16 protein-coding genes are annotated in these 21,867 nt (G+C 67.1%); 8 read left to right on the top strand and 8 right to left on the bottom strand.

The window, feature by feature from the left end:
* Positions 1 to 54 precede the first annotated feature (54 nt).
* From PotMrB4_RS04605 to PotMrB4_RS04585, 5 genes are all read left to right on the top strand, one after another.
* Positions 55 to 1,779, top strand: coding sequence for a C13 family peptidase (locus PotMrB4_RS04605; protein WP_172432647.1), 1,725 nt, complete (start codon positions 55 to 57; stop codon positions 1,777 to 1,779).
* 32 nt (positions 1,780 to 1,811) lie between these two features.
* A complete protein-coding gene (locus PotMrB4_RS04600; protein WP_044410799.1) occupies positions 1,812 to 2,453 on the top strand; it encodes an oxidoreductase in 642 nt (213 codons plus the stop codon).
* A gap of 91 nt (positions 2,454 to 2,544) precedes the next feature.
* On the top strand, positions 2,545 to 3,156 hold the full coding sequence (locus PotMrB4_RS04595; protein ID WP_172432646.1) for a class I SAM-dependent methyltransferase: 612 nt from the start codon (positions 2,545 to 2,547) through the stop codon (positions 3,154 to 3,156).
* A gap of 57 nt (positions 3,157 to 3,213) precedes the next feature.
* Positions 3,214 to 4,080, top strand: a complete 867-nt coding sequence (locus tag PotMrB4_RS04590; protein ID WP_172432645.1) for an MBL fold metallo-hydrolase — start codon at positions 3,214 to 3,216, stop codon at positions 4,078 to 4,080.
* A gap of 22 nt (positions 4,081 to 4,102) precedes the next feature.
* Entirely contained in the window at positions 4,103 to 4,570 is a 468-nt protein-coding gene (locus PotMrB4_RS04585) for a YbaK/EbsC family protein (protein ID WP_172432644.1), read from the top strand.
* Between the two features lie 70 nt (positions 4,571 to 4,640).
* Here the strand turns inward: PotMrB4_RS04585 and PotMrB4_RS04580 are convergent, their stop codons facing one another.
* The 7 genes from PotMrB4_RS04580 to PotMrB4_RS04550 form a co-directional block, all read right to left on the bottom strand.
* A complete protein-coding gene (locus PotMrB4_RS04580; RefSeq protein WP_172432643.1) occupies positions 4,641 to 4,928 on the bottom strand; it encodes a YceK/YidQ family lipoprotein in 288 nt (95 codons plus the stop codon).
* A complete protein-coding gene (gene ubiX / locus PotMrB4_RS04575; RefSeq protein ID WP_172432642.1) occupies positions 4,921 to 5,550 on the bottom strand; it encodes a flavin prenyltransferase UbiX in 630 nt (209 codons plus the stop codon). The genes PotMrB4_RS04580 and ubiX overlap by 8 nt, the downstream gene beginning before the upstream one ends.
* Before the next feature lies 1 nt (position 5,551).
* Positions 5,552 to 6,904, bottom strand: coding sequence for a UDP-N-acetylmuramate:L-alanyl-gamma-D-glutamyl-meso-diaminopimelate ligase (gene mpl, locus PotMrB4_RS04570; protein ID WP_172432641.1), 1,353 nt, complete (start codon positions 6,902 to 6,904; stop codon positions 5,552 to 5,554).
* 179 nt (positions 6,905 to 7,083) lie between these two features.
* Positions 7,084 to 12,993, bottom strand: coding sequence for a calcium-binding protein (locus tag PotMrB4_RS04565; RefSeq protein WP_172432640.1), 5,910 nt, complete (start codon positions 12,991 to 12,993; stop codon positions 7,084 to 7,086).
* Between the two features lie 104 nt (positions 12,994 to 13,097).
* Positions 13,098 to 14,315 (bottom strand): glycosyltransferase family 4 protein, encoded by a 1,218-nt coding sequence (locus PotMrB4_RS04560; RefSeq protein ID WP_172432639.1) that lies wholly within the window; start codon positions 14,313 to 14,315, stop codon positions 13,098 to 13,100.
* A 360-nt stretch (positions 14,316 to 14,675) separates the two neighbouring features.
* Positions 14,676 to 14,951, bottom strand: a complete 276-nt coding sequence (locus tag PotMrB4_RS04555) for a hypothetical protein (protein WP_172432638.1) — start codon at positions 14,949 to 14,951, stop codon at positions 14,676 to 14,678.
* A gap of 144 nt (positions 14,952 to 15,095) precedes the next feature.
* A complete protein-coding gene (locus PotMrB4_RS04550; protein ID WP_172432637.1) occupies positions 15,096 to 15,968 on the bottom strand; it encodes a LysR substrate-binding domain-containing protein in 873 nt (290 codons plus the stop codon).
* 120 nt (positions 15,969 to 16,088) lie between these two features.
* Between PotMrB4_RS04550 and PotMrB4_RS04545 the strand changes: the two genes are divergently transcribed.
* The 3 genes from PotMrB4_RS04545 (at position 16,089) to phnX (ending at position 19,619) form a co-directional block, all read left to right on the top strand.
* Entirely contained in the window at positions 16,089 to 17,258 is a 1,170-nt protein-coding gene (locus PotMrB4_RS04545) for a 2-aminoethylphosphonate--pyruvate transaminase (RefSeq protein ID WP_172432636.1), read from the top strand.
* A 188-nt stretch (positions 17,259 to 17,446) separates the two neighbouring features.
* Positions 17,447 to 18,772, top strand: coding sequence for an MFS transporter (locus tag PotMrB4_RS04540; protein WP_074973216.1), 1,326 nt, complete (start codon positions 17,447 to 17,449; stop codon positions 18,770 to 18,772).
* Positions 18,773 to 18,791: 19 nt separating this feature from the next.
* Complete coding sequence (gene phnX / locus PotMrB4_RS04535) at positions 18,792 to 19,619, top strand: phosphonoacetaldehyde hydrolase (protein WP_172432635.1); 828 nt, start codon at positions 18,792 to 18,794, stop codon at positions 19,617 to 19,619.
* A gap of 204 nt (positions 19,620 to 19,823) precedes the next feature.
* On the opposite strand, the gene PotMrB4_RS04530 is transcribed toward phnX, so the two are convergent.
* Positions 19,824 to 21,728: a sigma-54-dependent Fis family transcriptional regulator gene (locus tag PotMrB4_RS04530; RefSeq protein WP_172432634.1), complete on the bottom strand. Its 1,905-nt coding sequence runs from the start codon at positions 21,726 to 21,728 to the stop codon at positions 19,824 to 19,826.
* Positions 21,729 to 21,867: the final 139 nt, after the last annotated feature.

The raw sequence follows: 21,867 nt of genomic DNA, 5'->3' as shown, positions 1-21,867 counted from the left end.
TCACGCGGGCTTTTTTACGCCACACTAGGGCAGCCATTCAGCCAGGGACTGCCGATGAAAGCCCTTCTTCCCCTCAGCCTTGCCGTGTTGCTCGCCGCCTGCGGCGAAGGCGAGCCCATCACCCCGCCCGACGCCCGACTGCCCGATGGCGCCCGCTACCGGGGCGAGGTGGTCGATGGCCTGCTGCAAGGCCCCGGCCGCCTCGACTACACCAACGGCACCTGGTTCGAAGGCCGCTTCAAGGACGGCCAGGCCAATGGCCAGGGTCGCTGGCACGGCCCGGAAGGCGTGGAGTACGAAGGCGAGTTCCGCGACGGCCTGTTCGACGGCAAGGGCCGCATGACCTACCGCGACGGCACCGTCTACGAAGGCAGCTTCAAGGGCAACCGCTTCGACGGCGAAGGCCGCCTCGCAAGGGGCGAGATGGTCTACCAGGGCGGCTTCCGCAACGACCAGTACCACGGCCTCGGCACCCTGCGCATGCCCGACGGCAGCGAGCACCAGGGCCGTTTCCGCAACGGCCAGCCCGACGGCCCCGGCGTGCTCACCGACAGCGAAGGCAACCGCTTCAGCGGCACCTTCAAGCAGGGCCAGCTGAACGGTGAAGGCGACTACCAGGGCAGCGACGGCGACCGCTACAGCGGCGGCTTCGCCAGCAACCGCTTCAACGGCAAGGGCCGCTACCAGAACGCCGAAGGCGCGGTGTGGAGCGGCGAGTTCCGCAACGGCGCACTGACCGGCAAGGGCGAATACAAGGGGGCAGACGGCGAGCACTACCAGGGCGCCTTCCGCACCTGGCGCTACCACGGCCAGGGCGACCTGCGCCTGGCCGACGGCAGCCACTACGTCGGCGGTTTCGCCAACGGCCGCTACGCCGGCGACGGCACCCTCACCCTGGCCAGTGGCGAACAGGAGCGCGGCACCTGGCGCAACGGCCGCCGCGTGCGGGATGCCGCTGGCCAGGCACTGCCCGACCCACTGGAGGTCGGCCTGCTGCAACAGGGGCACCTGCTGGACGAAGCCCTCGCCGCCGTCCCACCGTCCACCCCGGCCCCCGAGCTGTACAGCCTGAGCCTGGGCGGCGATGGCCGCCAGAGCGTGTTCCTGCGGGAAGCCGACTACGCCGCCAAGCTGATGAGCGACCGCTTCGCCGCCCGTGGCCACATCACCCTGGTGAACCACCGCGATCACATGGCCGACCGTCCCCTGGCCACCCGCGAGAGCCTCGCCCGCGCCGTCGAGGCCCTGGCCAAGCGCACCGGCCCGGAAGACCTGGTGTTCATCTACCTCACCAGCCACGGCTCCGCCGACCACCAGCTCGCCCTGGAGCAACCCGGCCTGCAACTCTCCGACCTTGCCGCCGCCGACCTGGCCACCCTCCTCGCCCCGCTGCGTGACCGTCACAAGGTGCTGGTGATCTCCGCCTGCTATTCCGGCGGCTTCATCCCCGCCCTGAAGGACGACAAGACCCTGGTGATGACCGCCGCCCGTGCCGATCGCGTGTCCTTTGGCTGCTCCGACGACAACGACTTCACCTACTTCGGCCGCGCCCTGCTGGCCGACGCTCTGAACCAGACCGACGACCTCGAGCGCGCCTTCAAGCTCGCCCGCGAGGAAGTCGCCAAATGGGAGAAGGAGGACGACTTCGAACCCTCCGAACCGCAGATCTGGGCCCCCAAGGCCGTGCTCGCCCACTGGAAGCGCCTGCGCGCCAACCAGGCCCTGCAGGCACTGGCCGACAAGCCGGCGGACGGGGCCAAAACCCCAGCCAGCCACTAAGCTGTACCTGTGTCAGCGGAGAGACAGCCACCATGCACCTGACGCCCCAGCACATCCTGCTCGCCGGCGCCACCGGCCTCACCGGCGAGCACCTGCTCGATCGCCTGCTCAACGAGCGCACCGTCGAACGCGTGCTCGCCCCCTCGCGCCGCCCGCTCGCCGCCCACCCACGCCTGGAAAACCCGGTGGGCGAGCTGGCCGACCTGCTGCCCCAGCTCGGCGGCCCCGTCGACACTGCCTTCTGCTGCCTGGGCAGCACCATCCGCCAGGCCGGCTCCCAGGAGGCCTTCCGCGCCATCGACCTCGACCTGGTGGTGGCCGTCGGCCGCCGCGCCCGGGAGCTGGGTGCACGGCACTACCTGGTCATCAGCGCCCTCGGCGCGGACCGCGGCTCCTCGGTCTTCTACAACCGCGTCAAGGGCGAGATGGAAGACGCCCTGCGCGACCAGGGCTGGCCGCAACTCACCCTTGCCCGCCCCTCCCTGCTGCTCGGCCCGCGCCAGGAATTCCGCCTCGGCGAACGCCTCGCCGCCCCGCTGATGCGCCTGATCCCCGGCAAGTACCGGGGCATCGAAGCCTGCACCCTGGCCCGCGCGCTCTGGCGCCTGGCCCTGGAGACCGGCGAAGGCACCCGCGTGGTGGAATCGGACGAACTGCGCCGCCTGGGCCGCTGAAGCGCCCCAGGCCTTGGCCGGAACGCCCGCGACACCCAGCCGACCGCGCCTGTAGGGTGAACAGCTCCGCAGCCCCAGGAAGGGAACGCCCATGCAGTTCTACGACCGCCACATCCTCCCGCGCCTGATCGACTACGCCTGCGGCATGGGCCACGTCATGAAGACCCGCTCCCAGGTGGTGCCCAACGCCGAGAGCGAGGTGCTGGAGATCGGCATCGGCACCGGCCTCAACCTCGCCTTCTACGACCCGCAGCGGGTCAGCCGGGTGACCGGCGTCGACCCCGCCGCGCAGATGCAGGCCCTGGCCCGGCAGCGCGCTGCCGCCATCGCCATCCCGGTGGAAACCATCGCCCTGGAGCTGGGCGAGATCCGCGCCGATGACGGCCGCTTCGACAGCATCGTCTGCACCTTCACCCTCTGCACCATCCCGGACGCCGTCGCCGCCCTGCGGGAAATGCGCCGCGTGCTCAAGCCCGGCGGCCGCCTGCATTTCGCCGAGCACGGCCTGGCCCCGGACCCCGGCGTGGTGCGCTGGCAGCAACGCCTCACGCCGCTGTGGAAACCGCTGGCCGGGGGCTGCCACCTGGACCGCGACATCCCCCGCCTGATCGAGGCCGGCGGCTTTCGCATCGGCGAGCTGAACACCCGCTACCTGCCCGGCCCGCGCCCCATGACCTTCGTCTACAGCGGCTGGGCGGATTGACCGGCGCCCCGGCATTCGGGTTAGCCTTGCCCGCTCCGCCCGCAGACAGGGACCGACATGCGCACCCTCACCACCCTCACCGGCAACAGCCAGAAACTCGACGGCGGCGCCATGTTCGGCAACGCCCCGCGCGCCCTCTGGGAACGCTGGATGGCCCCGGACGCCCTCAACCGCATCGACCTCGGTTGCCGCGCCCTGCTGGTGCGTGAAGGCGAACGCAACGTGCTGGTGGAAACCGGCATCGGCGCCTTCTTCTCCCCGGACCTGAAGCAGCGCTACGGCGTGCAGGAGAGCCACCACGTGCTGCTCGACAGCCTGGCGGCCGTGGGCCTCGGCCATGCCGACATCGACGTGGTGCTGCTCACCCACCTGCACTTCGACCACGCCGGCGGCCTGCTCGCCCCCTGGGAAGACGGCCAGCCGCTGCGCCTGCTGTTCCCCAATGCCCGCTTCATCACCGGCCGCCGCCAGTGGCAGCGCGCCTGCACGCCCCACGCCCGCGACCGCGCCTCCTACATTCCCGAACTGCTGGAGCTGCTGCAGGCCAGCGAGCGGCTGGAGCTGCTGGAAGATGGCGAACAGAGCGCCACCCTCGGCGCCGACTGGCGCTTCCACTGGAGCGATGGCCACACCCCCGGCCAGCTCCTGCCGGAAGTGCAGATGCCTGACGGCCCGGTGGTGTTCAGCGGCGACCTGATCCCCGGCGCCCCCTGGGTCCACCTGCCCATCACCATGGGCTACGACCGCTTCCCCGAGGGCCTGATCGAAGAGAAGGAAGCCCTGCTGGCCGACCTGCTGGCCCGCAATGGCCGCCTGGTCTTCACCCACGACCCGGCCGTCGCCATCGGCCGGGTGACCCGCGACGCCAAGGGTCGCTACGGGCTCGACGACAGCCTGCCCGACGTCCGCAACCTGGCGTGCTGACCTACGACCAAGGACCGATCCCATGAGCCTGGAATCCGTGCGCGCCTTCTTCGCCAGCAAGGCACCGGACATCGCCATCATCGAACTCGAAACCAGCACCGCCACCGTCGCCCTGGCCGCCGAGGCCCACGGCGTCGAGCCCGGTCGCATCGCCAAGACCCTGGCGTTCCGCGTCGGCGAGGATGCCGTGCTGGTGGTGGCCCGTGGCGATGCCCGCATCGACAATCGCAAGTTCAAGGAAACCTTTGGCGCCAAGGCGCGGATGCTCGACGCCGAAACTGTGGAGGCCCTCACCAGCCACCCGGTGGGCGGCGTCTGCCCCTTCGGCCTGGGCACCCCGCTGCCGGTCTACTGCGACCGCTCGCTGCAAGCCTTCGAAGAAGTCGTCCCCGCCGCCGGCGCCATCCACAGCGCCGTTCGCATCACCCCCGAACGCCTGGCCGACCTTGTCGCCGCCCAATGGGTGGACGTGTGCCAGGACCTGGCCTGAGCCTCGGCTCACGCTCGCGCCAGACAGCGACGTAACCCGGGCTTCAGCCCGGGAGCACGCCCCCGCCCAATCAGTTGCCGCCGCGAATCCCCAGCCCTATCCCCAGCTCCGCCGCCACGGAAAGCGGCAGCAGCAGGGTGTCCAGCAACACGCTGGCGGGCAGATCGACGGCCGGGTAGGCCGGAGGTTCGGTGCCGAAACGGTCGATGGGGCAACAACCGTCATGGAGGGCGTACCAATCGAGCCGAGTGCCGGAGTAGATGATCGGCGCACCGGGCTTGGCGGCGTTGAGGGTGGTGACGCTGGCGCAGCCCGGCAGGGCCAACGCCAGCAACAGCGCGAGTGCGCCTTTATTCATCGCTCACCCGATGGTGCTCGCCCCAGCGCGGCAGCATGTCCTGGGGGATGTCCAGCAGGTTGAGGATGCGCGCGACCACGAAGTCCACCAGGTCATCGAGGGTCTGCGGCTGGTGGTAGAAGCCCGGCGACGCCGGCAGGATCACCGCGCCGAGGTTGGACAGCTTGAGCATGTTCTCCAGGTGGATGCTGGAGTACGGCGCCTCGCGGGGGACCAGGATCAGCTGGCGGCGCTCCTTCAGGGCCACATCGGCCGCCCGCTCGACCAGGTTGTTGCAGGCCCCGGTGGCGATGGCCGAGAGGGTGCCGGTAGAACAGGGCACCACCACCATCGCCGCCGGTGCGCCGGAACCGGAGGCCACCGGGGCCATCCAGTCCTCCTTGCCGTACACACGGATCTGCCCCGGCGTGGCGCCGGTGTACTCGTTGAGGAACGCCTGCATCGCCTGGGGCTTGGCCGGCAGGGTGACGTCGGTTTCCGTCGCCATCACCAGCTGCGCGGCCTTGGAGATGAGGAAGTGCACCTCGCGATCCTCCCGCACCAGGCAGTCCAGCAGGCGCAGGCCGTACTGGGCTCCGGAGGCGCCGGTCATCGCCAGGGTGACGCGTTCAGGGCCGCTCATCTCAGCCCTCCAGCGCCTGGGCCAGCTTGCCATGCAGGCCGCCGAAGCCACCGTTGCTCATGATCACCACCTGGGTGCCCGGCACCGCGAGTGCCTTCACGCCCTCGATGATGGCCTCCAGCGAATCGCACACCCGGGTCGGCACGCTGGAGCCGGCCACCGTGGCGGCGAGGTCCCAGCCGAGGTTCGGCGGCGCGTACCAGAACACCTGGTCGGCCAGCTTCACCGACTCGGGCAGCCCGTCGCGGTGGGCGCCCAGCTTCATGGAGTTGGAGCGCGGCTCGATCACCGCGATCACCGGCGCATTGCCCACGCGCTTGCGCAGGCCGTCCAGGGTGGTGGCAATGGCGGTGGGGTGGTGGGCGAAGTCGTCGTAGACGGTCACGCCCCTGACCTCGGCTACCTTCTCCATGCGTCGCTTGACGCTCTGGAAGGCCAACAGCGCCGCCACGCCCAGCTCCGGCACCACGCCCACATGGCGGGCCGCAGCCAGGGTCGCCAGGGCGTTGGCCACGTTGTGCTGGCCGGTGAGGCTCCAGTCCACCGTGCCAGCGACCTGCCCCTCGAACAGCACCTCGAAGCGCGAGCCGTCCTCGCTGAGCAGGCGCGCCTGCCACTGGCCGCCCTCGCCGGTGGTCTGCACCGGGGTCCAGCAGCCCATGCCCAGCACCCGCACCAGGGCGCTTTCGGCAGTGGGATGGATGATCAGCCCCTCTCCGGGGATGGTCCGCACCAGGTGATGGAACTGCCGCTCGATGGCCGCCAGGTCCGGGAAGATGTCCGCATGGTCGAACTCGAGGTTGTTGAGGATCGCGGTGCGCGGGCGGTAGTGGACGAACTTCGAGCGCTTGTCGAAGAAGGCGCTGTCGTACTCATCCGCCTCCACCACGAAGAACGGCGTGCCGCCCAGGCGCGCGGAGACGCCGAAGTTCTGCGGCACCCCGCCGATGAGGAAGCCCGGGCTCATGCCCGCGTGCTCCAGCACCCAGGCCAGCATGCTGGTGGTGGTGGTCTTGCCGTGAGTGCCGGCCACCGCCATCACCCAACGCCCCTGCAGCACATGGTCCGCCAGCCATTGCGGGCCGGAAACGTAGGGCAGCCCCTTGTTCAGCACGTGCTCCACCGCCGGGTTACCGCGGGACAGCGCGTTGCCGATCACCACCAAGTCCGGCGCCGGCTCCAGGTGAGCCGGGTCATAGCCCTGCATCAGCTCGATGCCCTGGGCCTCCAGCTGGGTACTCATGGGGGGGTAGACGTTCGCATCGGAGCCGGTGACGCGATGGCCCAGCTCCTTGGCCAGCACCGCCAGCGAACCCATGAAGGTGCCGCAGATGCCGAGGATGTGGATATGCATGGATGACCTCTGGAAACGGGCCGACGGGGCCCGGGAAAACTTGGCGCAGGTTAGCACAGGGGCCCGTGCCGGGCCTGATCCCACGCCGCATGTAGAGCATCGGCCGGCGGATTCATTCACCACCCCGGAACGAAAAAGCCCCGCCGGTTGGCGGGGCCTCTCGTCACGCGCTCAGGGGATCACTGCCAGTTGGCGGCGATCACCAGGTTCAGCTCCTCGCGCTGGGCAGCTGTGAGATTGCCCTCACCGCCCGGCGGTACGCCGAACGCGGCCATGGCATCCACCAGGCTCTGCACCTGGCTGTCCAGCAGCGTCTTGCCGTCGGCCGACTTGAACTGGTCGAGGTGGTAGGCGCTGCCGCTGTACCAACTGGAGACGGTTACCCGCTCCGAGCCGCCGACCACGCTCACTTCCAGACCGTTACCGTTCTGGCGGAACCAGAGCGCCTCTACCGGGATGTTCTCGCCGAACAGCAGGGTATCCACACTGCCGACGCCCACATCGTAGTTGCTGATAAGGTCACGACCGTCACCCCGACCAAACAGGTAGGTGTCGGAGCCGGCGTCGCCTCTGAGCACGTCATCCCCGGCACCGCCCTGCAGCAGGTCGTCGTCACCGCCGCCATAGAGCATGTCGTTGCCCTGTCCGCCAAGCAGGGTGTCGTTGCCCCAGCCTCCATACAAGCTGTCGTTGCCCAGCCCACCCGAGAGCAGATCGCTGACTGGAAAGCCGATCCGCTCGTCATTGCCATCACCGCCGGTCAGGAACGACTCACGCAGTTGCTGATGGGTCAGGATGCTGCCGTCAGCGAAGCGTATTTCTTCGACCACATGGGTGTCATAGCGGAAATAGTGAACCACCTTGATGCTGTCGGTGGAGCCCTTGAGCTTGAGGTACAGATGGCCATCGCTATGGGTGGCAACGATGTCGTCAGGCGTAATTCCCGCACCGAAGACAATGGCATCACGGCTACCCGTAGCCACGTCCACATCGGCAATGGTGTCCTGCCCCCAACCACGCTCGAACAGGTAGACATCATCTCCCTGTCCACCCTGCAGGTTGTCGTTGCCCTGCCCGCCATCGAGGGTGTCATTGCCATTGCCGGCGCTCAGCGAATCGTTGCCCAAGCCGCCCACCAGCATGTCGTCGAAGCTGTAGCCCGCCAGGAAGTCATTACCATCGCCCCCCAACATCGCCTGGGCACGCAGTTGGTCTGACGACCAAACCGTACCGTCGGCAAAACGCACCTCGTCCACGACGTTCAGACGGTTCCAATCTCCCTGGTGCACGTTCAGCAAGATGATCACGTCGCTGCTGTCCTTGAGGCTCAACAACAGGTCGGAGCCTGACCTGCGCACGACGATATCGCTGGCCGCGATGCCTGCACCGAATTCGATGACATCGTGCTTGCCGGCACTCGAGTCGAAGTTGGACAGGGTGTCGCGTCCCCAACCTCGTTCGAATACGTAAGTGTCGCTTCCGGCATCACCACTGAGCGTATCGTTGCCGGCTCCACCGATCAGACGATCAGACCCACCTCCACCCCTGATGACGTTGGCAGCCTCATTGCCGATGACCAAGTTATCCAGCCCGTTACCCGTACCGCTGATCGCGGCGCTGCCGGTGAGAACAAGGTTCTCCACATTGGCACCCAGGGCCAGTGTCACGCTGGACTCGATGGTGTCGATCCCCGCATTCGCAGCCTCGATCACCACGTCGCCCAACGAGTCCACCTGGTAGACATCGTTGCCGACACCACCATCCAGGGTGTCGTCACCCAGGCCGCCGATCAGGCGATCATCTCCGGCACCGCCGTACAACCGGTCGTGACCGGCTCCGCCGTCGAGCACATCGTTGCCGGCAAAGCCCTGCAACTCATCCTGTCCGTCTTCCCCGGCAAGACTGTCGTCGATGGAATAGCCCAGGAGCGTGTCATTGCCGGACGTGCCCTTCAGCAGGCTGCTGCGGATTGCATCGCCAGTCAGGACGACACCATTGCCGAAGCGGACCTCCTCAATGGACCCCGGCCCCTTGCCGTCACCCTGGAAAAAGCCGGCAACGGTGAGAGTCTCTGGTGTGTAGCTGCGTTCGAATACCAGATCATCGCCAAGCCGGCGGAAGCTGATGTCCGCGGGAGTGAAGCCTACGAACTCAATGACATCACGCTTGCCGATGCCATCGTCCTGGTTGTGGATAACGTCCTGCCCCCAGTAGACATTGAACACATAGGTGTCATTTCCCGAGCCACCGATGAGGGTGTCATTGCCCTGCCCACCGTTGAGGCGATCGTCACCCGCCTCCCCACGCAGCAGGTTGTTACCCTCACTGCCAAGGATGTCGTTGTTCAGCGCGTTGCCGATGCCCTCGACTGCCGGCCCGGCAAGGACGAGGTTCTCCAGGTGGTCGCCCAGGGTCCAGGAGACCCGAGCCTCGACCGTATCGATCCCCTCGTTCAGGGCCTCGATGACGCTGTCTCCGGCATCTACCCGATAGTGGTCATCACCCGCGCCGCCAATCAGGGTGTCAACGCCGGTAGAGCCATCAAGCCGGTCATGGCCGGCGTCACCGTAGAGCAGGTCGTCACCATCGCCCCCCTCAAGAGTGTCGTTGCCAAAGCTTCCATGCAGAGTGTCTTTGCCGCTTCCCCCTGCCAGAAGGTCGGCGCCAATACCTCCATCGAGCAGGTCGTCACCGCTGCCGCCAAAGAGCATATCGTTACCATCATTCCCTTCGATGCTGTCGTTGCCTTCCTCTCCGTGGATGTCGTCAGCACTGGCATAACCAATGAGCGTGTCGTTGCCGCTGGTGCCTTGCAGCACCATCGACTTGATGTTCGACAGGCTCCAGCGGGTGCCGCTGGCAAAGCGGATTTCATCCACCGCGTAAGAGCTGATGCCGTCGCTGTTGAAGTAGTTGGTGATGGTGATCCGGTCAGTCGTACCGATGAGCGACAGTACCAGGTTGTTGCCCGTCCGGGTCGCCCGGATGTCACTGGGGAGGATGCCCGCCGCGAACTCGATGGCGTCCAGGCCATTGGAGCCCGCTTCGAAGTTGACGATCGTGTCCGTCCCCCAGCCCCGGGCGAAGCGGTAGACGTCATTGCCGGCGCCGCCTTCCAGGGTGTCATTGCCGCCTTCGCCGCTGAGGGTGTCGTTGCCGGCATTGCCCCTGAGGTAGTTGGCGCCCTGGTTGCCGGTGATCAGGTTGCTGGCACTGTTACCGGTTCCATTGAGGTTGGCGCTGCCGGTCAGGCGCAGGTTCTCGAGGTTGGCCCGCAAGGGCGAGGTGATGCTGATGCTGGATTCAAGGGTATCGATGCCCTGGTTCGGGCTCTCCTGGATCACGTCGCCCAGGGAGTCGACCACGTAGGTGTCGTTACCCAGCCCACCTATCAGCGTGTCATTGCCGGTACCGCCATCCAGCAGGTCGTTGCCGCTGCCACCGATCAACAGGTCATTGCCGTCGGCGCCATAGAGGGTGTCGTGGCCCAGTCCTCCATCGAGGGTATCAGCCGTGTTGAAGCCATTGATGAGGTCGTTGCCATCGCTCCCCTGCAATACCAGATTGCGCACCTGGGTGATCGTCCAGACATCCCCATTGGCAAAGCGGATTTCCTCGATGGCATTGGCACCCACGCCGTTGCCGGTGAAGTACCCCACCACGCGCAGGCTGTCAGAGGTGCCTTTGAGGCTCAGGAGCAGGTCGTCACCCTGGTGTATCAATTGGAGGTCACCCGGCAGGATGCCAGCAGCGAACTGGATGCTGTCGAAGCCATCGCCATAGTCGGTGACCACGTCCTGACCCCAGCCGCGGCTGAAGAAGTAGACGTCATCACCCTTGCCACCGCTGAGCTGGTCGTTGCCGGCGCCGCCGTCGAGACGGTCATTTCCGTCACGTCCCTCGAGCTTGTTGTTGCCCGCATTACCGGTCAGCTCGTTGTTCAACTCGTTGCCGAAGCCCTCGATGTTCGCCGAACCGGTGAGCACCAGGTTCTCGATCGCCGCCCCCAGGCCATGGTTGACGCTGCTGCGCACCGTGTCCACGCCAGCTCCGCTGGCTTCATGGATCGATACGGAAGCCTGGTTGACGACATAGGTGTCGTTGCCGGCCCCACCTTCCAACCGGTCGAAGCCTTCGCCACCGTCCAGCCAATCATCGCCATCGCCACCCAGCAGGCTGTCGTCGCCTGCGCCGCCGTAGAGGCTGTCGTTACCGGCCCCGCCCTCCAGAGTGTCCTTGCCGTCCAGCCCGTACAGGCGGTCGTTGCCGGCTACACCCTTGAGGCGGTTGTTGCCGCTGTTGCCGGTCAGTTCGTTGTCCAGCTCGTTGCCATAGCCGTGGACATCGGCACTGCCGGTCAGTACCAGATTCTCCAGCGCATACCCCAGCACATGGGTCACGCTGCTGCGCACGGTGTCGATACCACCTCCAGCGACTTCGAGGATGGCGCTGTAGCCTTCGCCCAGCACATAGGTGTCGTTGCCCAGGCCGCCCGAGAGCCGGTTGTAGCCCTGGCCGTCGTCCAGCCAGTCGTCGCCATCGCCCCCCTCAAGGGTGTCATCACCTGCGCCGCCATACAGGGTGTCGTTACCAGCCCCGCCGATAAGCAGGTCGTTGCCACCGCGACCATCCAGCAGGTCATCCCCCTGGCCACCGTCGAGGGTGTCGGAGAAATCACTGCCCACCAGCGTATCGTTGCCGGCGGTGCCGCCGCCGAGCATCTGCAGGACCTGGAGCGGTCTCAGGACCTGGTCGGCGAAGCGAATCTCCTCGATGGCCTCGGCCGCGAAAACGTCCGGATTGAAGTAACTACGGACGATGATCTGGTCGCTGCTGCCGCGGCGCGACAGGATCAGGTCATTGCCTGCACGGCTGAACATGACGTCGCTTGCGGCCACATCGAGCTCGATGGCGTCGAAGCCGCCCTCCAGGACAGGCAACTCGTCGATGAGGACCTGCCCCCAACTGCCGGTAATCCGATAGGTGTCGTTCCCCGTGCCGCCGACCAGGGTGTCGAACCCCTGGCTGCCTTCCAGGGTGTCGTTGCCGGCACCGCCCAGCAGCAGGTCATTCCCGCCACCGCCATTGAGCAGGTCATCCCCCTGGCCGCCGTCGAGGGTATCGTCGAGCGGGGTGCCTATCAGGTTGTCGTTGCCGGAGGTACCGTTGCGCAGCATCTCCAGCACCTGCAACGGCCGCCAGAGTTGGTCGGAGAAGCGAATCTCCTCGACGGCCTCGGGTCCGAAGACATCGTCGTTGAAGTAATTGCTCAGGGTGATCCGGTCGCTGCTGCCCTGGCGCAGCAGGATCAGGTCGTTGCCGACGCGATTGACCCGCACGTCGGTCGAGGCCACGTCGTAGAGTTCGAGCACATCGAAGCCACCGGCCAGCGAGACGGGTTCGTCGATGACCACCTGCCCCCATGGTCCGGTAAGCCGGTAGGTGTCGTTGCCCAGCCCACCCATAAGGGTGTCGAACCCCAGGCTGCCTTCCAGGGTGTCGTCGCCATCTCCGCCCAGCAGCAGGTCATCACCCGCACCACCGTTCAGCAGGTCGTTGCCGTCCCGGCCCTCTATCGTGTCGGCACCGGCGGTGCCCATCAGCGTGTCAGCGCCGGGGCTGCCCACCACCTGCGCCCCCTGGGGTTCCAGCCTCTGCATCACACTCGAAGGCGTCCACAGGGTGCCATCGGGAAAGCGGATCTCGAAGACGTCCGGGGAGCCTGGCTGGGCTGAGTAGAAGTAGTTGCGCAGGATCACCTGGTCACGCCCGGTCGCCAGCGTCAGCACCAGATCGCCGTTCACCTGGCGGCAAGTGACGTCCGCAGGCTGCACACCCGGCTCGAATGCGAGGACGCTCCGTCCCCAATCACCGCCACCGTCCTCGATCACGTCCCGCCCGCTGCCGAAACCGAATCGATAGACGTCATCCCCCGCGCCCCCGACCAGGGTGTCATTGCCCAGGCCACCGGTCAGGGTGTCGTTACCGGCCCCGCCCACCAGCCGGTCGTCCCCGCCCAATCCGTCGATACGATCGCTGTCGTCACTGCCGATCAGCGTGTCGTTACCCTGTGTTCCCTGCATTTCCATAGCTGCTCCTTTGATGGTCACCACGACCGAACAGGCCCGCACCCGGCGTCATGGCATGGCCAGCGACAGGTACGGGGTGAAAAGACTGTGGGGCTTGACCCCTCCTAGGCGCCGACAACGGCGGAGGTGAGCCCGAGGGCCTCCAGATACCCGGCGATCCCCGCCTGGGTGGAATAGCCGGCGGCAGTCGCCCGGGCTTGCTGGCGCAGGACCTGGAAGCGTTCGGGCTCGGACAGCGCCTGCACGACACGCTCGGCGATGGCTCCGGTGTCGAAGAAATCCACCAGCCGCCCATTGCGCCCGTCCTCGATCACCTCGCGCACTGGCGCGGTGTCCGACGCCACCACCAGGCAGCCGCTGGCCATCGCCTCCAGCAGGGACCACGACAGCACGAAGGGGTAGGTCAGGTAGAGGTGCACGGCAGACACCTGCAGCACCTGTTTGTAGGTGGCGTAGGGCACCTTGCCGAGGAAGTGCACGCGCGCCGGGTCGATGGGATTTTCCGCCAGCAGCTTGCTGCGCCAGTTGGCGGCATCTTTCGGCCGGCTGCCGTAGCTGACCTCATCCCCGCCCACCACCACCACCTGGCACCCCGGGTGCGCGGCGAGGATGCGCGGCAGCGCCCGCATGAAGCTGTGGAAGCCCCGGTAGGGCTCCAGGTTGCGCGCCACATAGGTGAGGATCGGCTGCCCGGCCCTCAGCACCTGCCCATCGGGCAGTGCCAGGGTGGCCTCCGGGTCCGGGCCCAAACCGGCCGTATCGATGCCCTCGTGGATCACCCGCATTCCGTCACGGTAGGCCGCCGGGTGCAGGCTGCGCTGCCACCGGGTGGGCGTGATGGCAAGGTCGCAGTTCTCCAGGTTCAGCAGGTGCAGCGCATTGCGGCTGCGGATGCTCGCCGCCCCGTGGGTGTCGAGGGGGAACTCCGGATCGAAGCCCGCGTCAGCCCCCTGGGCCCGGTAGTAGTACTCGCAGAAGTGGATCAGCCGCGCCGACGGGAACGCCTCCCGCACATACAGGCTCTCGCCCCAGCCGGGGTGAGCGACCACCACATCCGGCCGGTAGCCCTTGGCTTTCAGGTCCAGCAACAGGCGCAACACCTGCTGCCCATGCAGCACGCCATCCTCGAAGCTGCGCACGTAGGGGTGCGTCTGCGCACTCGCCTTGCGATGGGGCTTGTAGCGCAACAACCGCACCCCCGGCAGACCGGGCGCCTGCTCGCGACCGATGGCCAGGACCTCCACATCGTCCCGCCTCGCCAGATGGGCGGCGAGGTGACGGAATTGCCCCGGGAAATTCTGGTGAATGAACAACACACGCATCCTGCTGCAACTCCTTCTGCAGTGCTTCCCTCGCTACCGCTCGCGGTCTTGTCATCACGAGCCGGCCAGAAATCATGGCATTGCGCCAGATGCGAAGGATGAACCGGGACGGGGAGCAAAGAAAGCGGGCCGCGTGATGCGGTGCACGAATGGGGGAGCGATAGTGCGATGACGGAGTGATGGGCTGAAAAGCATTGCTCTCCGGGCGAGCAGCAGGTGATTGAAGAGTGCTCCTTCAGGTAACTGAGCGTTACCGAGATCCGTGAGTTGATACGGTGTCAAAATCTCGGATTTCACAGCTTCATGCTGGGGCGTTGAAGAGAATTAGAAAAATCCCATCAACTGCTGCAAGTTGGCGGATTAAAACTCTATTTTCTTGATGAAATTATCCGTATATGGAGCGTAATCCTCTATTGCTCCATTTATTATTACTTTCCAATCCCGCTCAACCTTATAAACCTCTATCTCTTTTTCAGTTTCAGCTTTAAGCCAGACTGGCAAGCTATCGAAATCCGACTGCCCTCCTTCTTGGGCAATGCTTTTAACTATGAATAAGACTATTTCCCAAGACGGCATATCTCCCTGTTCATGTAAGTCAACAAGGATTTTCGCGTAATGCGCAAAATCATTCTTCACTTCTTAGCCCCCCTAACACTAGTTCGTCATTAAACCCCACCACCTCGAGTATATTTTGGGGGTTCCTAGTTTTGTGTCCTACACATCTGCAGATTTCATTATCTGAATAGCAGGCATAGTGCTTCGACCTCAAATGTTTTCAGATCAATCTGCCCGCGCTTCGAGGGTCTCCAAAAACGCCCCAATCACCCGCCTCGCCCCCTGCTCCTTCAGGCACACCAGCGTTTCCGTCATGCGCGATTCGAAGTCGAGGATAGGCAGGACGCGCACGCCGCGCCCGGCGCCGAGTTCGGCGGCGGAGACGATGCCGACGCCGAGCCCAGCCATGACCATCTCGAACACCGCCTCGCGGCCTTCCACCTCGATGGCAGGGAGGACCTCCAGGCCGGCGCGGTGCATTTCGTCCTCCAGCATCTGCCGGGTCATGGAGCCTTCCTCCCGCAGCACCAGCGGGGTGCGGTGGAGGTCGGCCAGGTGCAGGGACTCGCGGTGGGCCCAGGGGTGGCTGTCGGCGACGAAGGCCACCAGGGGGCCGCTGCTGAGGACGTGGCTGATCAACCGCTCGTCGTCCACCGGGCGACCGAGCACGGCGAAGTCGGCCTGGTAGTCGAACAGCCGGCGCAGGGATTCGTCGCTGTTGCCCGTCACCAGCCGCACGCGGATGCCGGGGTAGCGCTCGCAGAAGCGCGCCAGGTGCGGCAGCAGGTGCATGGGCGCGTCCACCGCCAGGGTCAGGCTGCCGCTCTCCAGGGCGCGGGAGCTGGTGAGCAGCTCCAGTGCTTCGCGCTCGGCGGCGAACAGGCGCTGGGTGATGGCCAGCAGTTGCCCGCCCAGTTCGGTCAATTGCACCGAGCGCTTGTTGCGGTTGAACAGCAGCACGCCGAAGCGTTCTTCCAGCTTGCGCACCTGGTCGGACACCGCCGGCTGGCTGAGGAACAACTGCTCCGCCGCACGGGTGAAATTGCCGTGCACGGCCACGGCATGGAAGGCCTTGAGTTGGGCCTGGGAAACCGACATGTCACCCCCGATAAATAAGCTCAGCTTTTGAGTGAAATACCATAAATCGATTTCAGTTATCGCACTGAAACGGGTCTCATCCCCTCCAGCACCGCCACCCCGCATCCGCTGGAGACGACCATGACCCACGCCGAATTCCCCACTGCCCATGCCCCGCTGGCCGCTCCGGCGCTGGGCGAGCCCTACCTGCTGACCCCCGGCCCGCTGACCACCTCCCGCGCCACCAAGGAGGCCATGCTGCAGGACTGGGGCTCCTGGGATGCCGACTTCAACCGCGTCACCGCCGAGGTGCGCCAGCAACTCCTGGCGATGGCCGGCGTGCACGACGACCGCTACGCCTGCGTACCGCTGCAGGGCAGTGGCACCTTCGCCGTCGAGGCCGCCCTGGCCACCGCCATCCCCCGTGACGGCAAGGCCCTGGTGCTGATGAACGGTGCCTACGGCCAGCGTGCCGGCAAGATCCTCGACTACCTCGGCCGTGCCCACATCAGCCTGGACAAGGGCGACTACCTGCCGCCCCAGCCGGAGGAAGTGGACGCCCTGCTGCGCGACCACCCGGAGGTCACCAGCGTATTCCTGGTCCATTGCGAGACCAGCTCCGGCATCCTCAACCCCCTGGCCGAGATCGCCGCCGTGGTGCGTCGGCACGGCAAGGTGCTGATCGTCGATGCCATGAGTTCGTTCGGCGCCGTGCCGCTCACGGTGCAGGCGGTGGACTTCGACGTGCTGGTGTCCTCGGCCAACAAATGCATCGAAGGCATTCCCGGCTTCGGCTTCGTGATCATCCGCCGCAGCCTGCTGGAGGCCTCCGCCGGGCGCGCCCACTCCCTGAGCCTCGACCTGCTGGAACAGTGGCGCTACATGGAGCGCACCGGCCAGTGGCGCTTCACCCCGCCCACCCACAGCGTGGTGGCATTCCGCGCCGCACTGGCCCAGCACGCGGCGGAAGGCGGCGTGGCCGGGCGCCAGGCGCGCTACACCCGCAACCGCGACGTGCTGGTGGCCGGCATGCGCCAGATGGGCTTCCGCACGCTGCTGGAGGACCGCTGGCTGTCGCCGATCATCACCACCTTCTTCAGCCCCGATCACCCCCGCTTCGCCTTCAAGCGCTTCTACGACGAACTCAAGGCCCGCCACTTCGTCATCTACCCCGGCAAGCTCACCGAGGCGGAGAGCTTCCGCATCGGCTGCATCGGCCAGATCGACGAGGCCATCGTCCGCCAGTTGCTGGCCGCCATCGCCGACAGCCTCGCTGCCATGGAGGTCACCCTCCCCGGCCAGGCGGCCTGAACCCCACCGGCCGCGCCCCGGCGCGGCCCACTGCCGGCCACGCCGGCGAGGAGTTGCCTAGCGCACAGCCCACCCACGCCTGACGCCCCGACCGCTGCCCTTCTGACCAGGCCGGGCGTTTAGACAGCCAGGACACACCACAAGAACAACAACCTCTCCTCATGCACTGTCCACAGGGGTCAGAACCCATGCACACCTCACCCGGCTCCACCGCCCGCGGCTGGCAATCGCTGCACCGCTGGCGGGTCCAGATCTTCCTCATCACCTGGCTGGCCTACGCCGCCTTCTACTTCACCCGCAAGGCCTTCTCGGTGGCCAAGCTCGGCATCGCCGAGGACCCGACCTTCGAGCTGGACAAGGCCGCCATGGCCAACCTCGATGCGCTCTACCTCGGCGCCTACGCCGTGGGCCAATTCACCTGGGGGCTGTTCGCCGACCGCTTCGGCCCACGGGTCGTGGTCTTCGGCGGCCTGCTGATCTCGGCCCTGGCGGCACTGGCCATGGGCACCTTCGCCACCCTGCCGATCTTCGTCAGCTGCATGCTTGTCCAGGGCCTGGCGCAGTCCACCGGCTGGTCGGGGCTGTGCAAGAACATCGGCAGCTTCTTCGCCACCCAGGAGCGCGGCCGGGTGCTGGGCTACTGGAGCACCTGCTACGCCTTCGGCGGCCTGGTGGCCACGCCCTTCGCCGGCTGGTGGGCCTACGAGGTGTTCCACGACTGGCGCGCGGCGTTCGTCTCCTGCGCACTGGTGGTGCTGGGCGTGGCCGTGCTGTTCTGGCTGCTGCAGCGCAACCGTCCGGAGGACGTCGGCCTGCCACCGCTGGAAAGCGCAGCGGCCGCCGACCCGACCGCCGTGCGCCCCGGACACTGGCGGGTGCTGCGCAAGGTGCTGGCCAACCGACCGGTGCTGGCCCTGGGCCTGGCCTACTTCCTGCTCAAGCCGGCGCGCTACGCGATCCTCCTGTGGGGCCCGGTGATCGTCTACGAACGCATGCCGGCCATCGGCAAGGTGGCCTCCGCCATCGTCCCCACGGCGTTCGAAGTGGCCGGGCTGGTGGGGCCGATCCTCATTGGCATCGCCTCGGACAAGCTCTTCGGCGCCCGCCGCATGCCCGCCTGCGTGTTCAGCCTGGCGGCCCTCACCCTGTGCCTCGCGCTGTTCGTGCCGGCCATGCAGAGCGGCAGCCTGTACCTGGTGGTGGGCCTGCTGTTCCTCATGGGCATGACCCTCTACGGCCCGGACTCGATGATCAGCAGCTCCGCCGCCGTCGACTTCGGCACCCAGGAAGCGGCCGGCACCGCCGCCGGCTTCGTTAACGGCTGCGGCTCGGTGGGCGCCATCCTCGGCGGCCTGCTGCCGGGCTACTTCGACACCACCACCGTGTTCCTCGCCTTCACCTTCGCCGCCCTGCTGGCCAGCCTGCTGCTGGTGCCGTTCTGGAACAGCCGGCCGCAACCCGAGACACCCCCTGCCATACCGCTCCCAGGCGGCCTGGCCAACGCCCGAACCTGAACCCCGACGGAGAATCGCCATGAACTACCAACACCCCACCCGCCTGCAGGCCGCCGTGCTCGACTGGGCCGGCACCGTGGTCGACTTCGGCTCCTTCGCCCCGACGCAGATCTTCGTCGAGGCCTTCGCCGAGTTCGGCGTCGCCGTCTCCCTGGAGGAAGCCCGTGGCCCGATGGGCATGGGCAAGTGGGACCACATCCGCACCCTCTGCAACCTGCCCGCCATCGCCGAACGCTACCGTGCCGCCTTCGGCCGGCTGCCGACCGACGACGACGTCACGGCCATCTACGAGCGCTTCATGCCGCTGCAGATCGAGAAGATCGGCGTCCACTCGGCGCTCATCCCCGGCGCCCTGGAGGCCATCGCCGCGCTGCGCCAGCGCGGCCTGAAGATCGGTTCCTGCTCCGGCTACCCCAAGGCGGTGATGGACAAGGTGGTGGAGCTGGCCCGGGGCAACGGCTACGTCGCCGACCACGTGGTGGCCACCGACGAAGTGCCCAACGGCCGCCCGCACCCGGCCCAGGCCCTGGCCAACGTCATCGCCCTCGGCATCGAGGACGTGGCTGCCTGCGTGAAGGTGGACGACACCTGGCCGGGCATCCTCGAAGGCCGCCGGGCCGGCATGTGGACGGTGGCCCTCACCTGCTCCGGCAATGCCCTGGGCCTGACCTGGGACCAGTTCAAGGCCCTCTCGCCCACGGAACTGGAGCGGGCACGCCAGCGCATCGGCCAGCTCTTCGAAGGTGCCCGCCCGCACTACCTGATCGACACCATCGCCGACCTGCCGAAGGTGATCGACGCCATCAACGCTCGGCTCAAGCGTGGCGAGATGCCCCAGGGCGCATGACGAAACCCAAGGGGCACCCTGTAGGGCTGTAGGGGCGACTTCAGTCGCCAAGCAGCCCGCAGGGCTGCCCTGACTCGGTGCCCCAGACAGCGTCGCCTGGTGGATGAAAAGAGCGCCATCCACCCTGCACCCGGTCGGATCGCGCAATGAACGAACCCGCCAATCGGCGGGTTCTTCATGTACGGCGGGCGACTGAAGTCGCCCCTACAGGCTGCGCGTCTCGATCGAGTGCTTGCGCAGCTTGCGGTACAGCGTGTTGCGGCTGATGCCCAGTTGCTCGGCGGTGCGGGTCATGTGCCAGCGCTGGCTTTCCAGCGCACCCAGCAGGGCGGCGCGCTCGGCATCGTCCAGCGGGTTGGCCGGCGTTTCGGCCCGCGTCACCGGTGCAGCCTGCTCACGGATGTCCCGGGGCAGGTCAGCCAGGCGGATCACCCCGTCCTCGCACAACGCCACCAGGGTGCGCAGCACGTTGCGCAACTGGCGCACGTTGCCCGGCCAGGGATGCGCCAGCAGGGCCTGGCGGGCGGCATCGTCGAGGCGCACCACCTGGCCGCGCGCCTCCTCCCGCAGCAGGTGCTCCAGCAGCGGTTCCCGGTCGCTGCGTTCGCGCAGCGGCGGCAGGTCGATGACCAGGCCATTGAGTCGGTAGTACAGGTCCTCACGGAAGTCGCCGGCCTGCACGCGGGCCTCCAGGGCACGGTGGGTAGCGCTGATGATGCGCACGTCCACCGCCTGGGCCTCGCCGCCGATGGGCACCACCTGGCGCTCTTCCAGCACCCGCAGCAGGCGGGTCTGCAGGGCCAGGGGCATGTCGCCGATCTCGTCGAGGAACAGCGTGCCGCCGTCGGCCTGCTGCAGCTTGCCGCGCATGCCTTCCTTGCGAGCACCGGTGAAGCTGCCGCCGCGATAGCCGAACAGCTCGCTCTCGATCAGGGATTCCGGGATCGCCGCGCAGTTCAGCGCGATGAAGGGCCGCTCGGCCCGGGAGCTGGCCCGGTGCACGGCCTTGGCAAAGGCCTCCTTGCCGGAGCCGGTCTCGCCGTTGACCAGCAACGGCACGTCCCGCTCGTAGACCTTCACGGCCCGGCGGAAGTCCGCCTGCAGCGCCGCATCCCCCAGGCACAGGCCCGGTGCTGCCGGGCGCTCCACCACCAGCGGCGCCACCGGCATCGGCCGGGGTGCCTGGCCGCGCAGCGCCGCATGCAGAACCCGGCCGTTGCGTGCCCGTAGCGGCCAGCTGGCATTGGGTTGGGGCTGGGCGCGGGCCAGCAGGTCATCCAGGCGGCAGTCGAAGCAGGCCTCCACCGTGGTGCCCAGCAAGCGCTCGCGGCTGCTGTCCAACAGGTTGATGGCGCCCTGGTTCACCGCGCGGATGCGCCCCTCGCCGTCGAAGGCCATCAGCCCTTCGCTGAACAGGCCGACGTACTCGGCCTGCAGGTGGAAGCGCAGCAGCCACTCGCCCTCGAAGCGGCGCAGGAAGTAGCAGCTCTCGATCATCTTCGCCGAGAGGTTGACCAGCGCCATGGTGTGGAACTGGCTCTGGCGGGACATGGCACGCCGCGCCGAGGAGACGTCGAGCACCGCCAGCAGCTCGCCATGGGGGTCGAACACCGGGCTCGCCGAGCAGGTCAGCCCGGTGTGCAGGCTGCGGAAGTGCTCGTCCTGGTGGATGGTCAGCGCCTGGCGCTCCACCAGGCAGGTGCCGATGCCGTTGGTGCCCTCGCGGGCCTCGCTCCAGTCGGCGCCCAACCACAGGCCGGCCTGCTCGAAGGCGTTGCGCTCGGCCGCGGCCGTCACGCAGTTGAGGATCACCCCACGAGCATCGGTCAGCAGCACCGCGTGGCCGGTGCCGGAGAGCTGGTGATAGAGGCTGTTCATCTCGCCGTTGGCGATCTCCAGCACCTGCTGCATGCGCTCGCGGCATTCCAGCATCCGCGCGTGCTCCAGCACCGCGGGCGGGCGCGGCAGGGCCGGGTCCAGGTTGTAGTCCTCCAGGCAACGCAGCCAGGAGCGGGCGATGGAAGGGTCGGCAGCGGGCCCGCTCGACTGGGCCTTGCCCTGCGCCAGGGTCAGCACTTGCTGAGCATGGCGGCTCAGGTGGTCGTGCATGTCTTGTTGTTCTCCGCAGCGGGGGTCCGGGAGGCAGCCCGGCGCCCAGGACGGGCACCCACGTCGCCGCAGCATCCTCCAGCGCCACGCCCTTTGCAACGCCCGGATGACCCATGGGTCATCGGGCTGTGCCAGATGC

The sequence above is a fragment of the Metapseudomonas otitidis genome (assembly GCF_011397855.1).
Taxonomy (GTDB): domain Bacteria; phylum Pseudomonadota; class Gammaproteobacteria; order Pseudomonadales; family Pseudomonadaceae; genus Metapseudomonas; species Metapseudomonas otitidis.
This window is presented reverse-complemented; position numbering and strand designations above follow the sequence as displayed.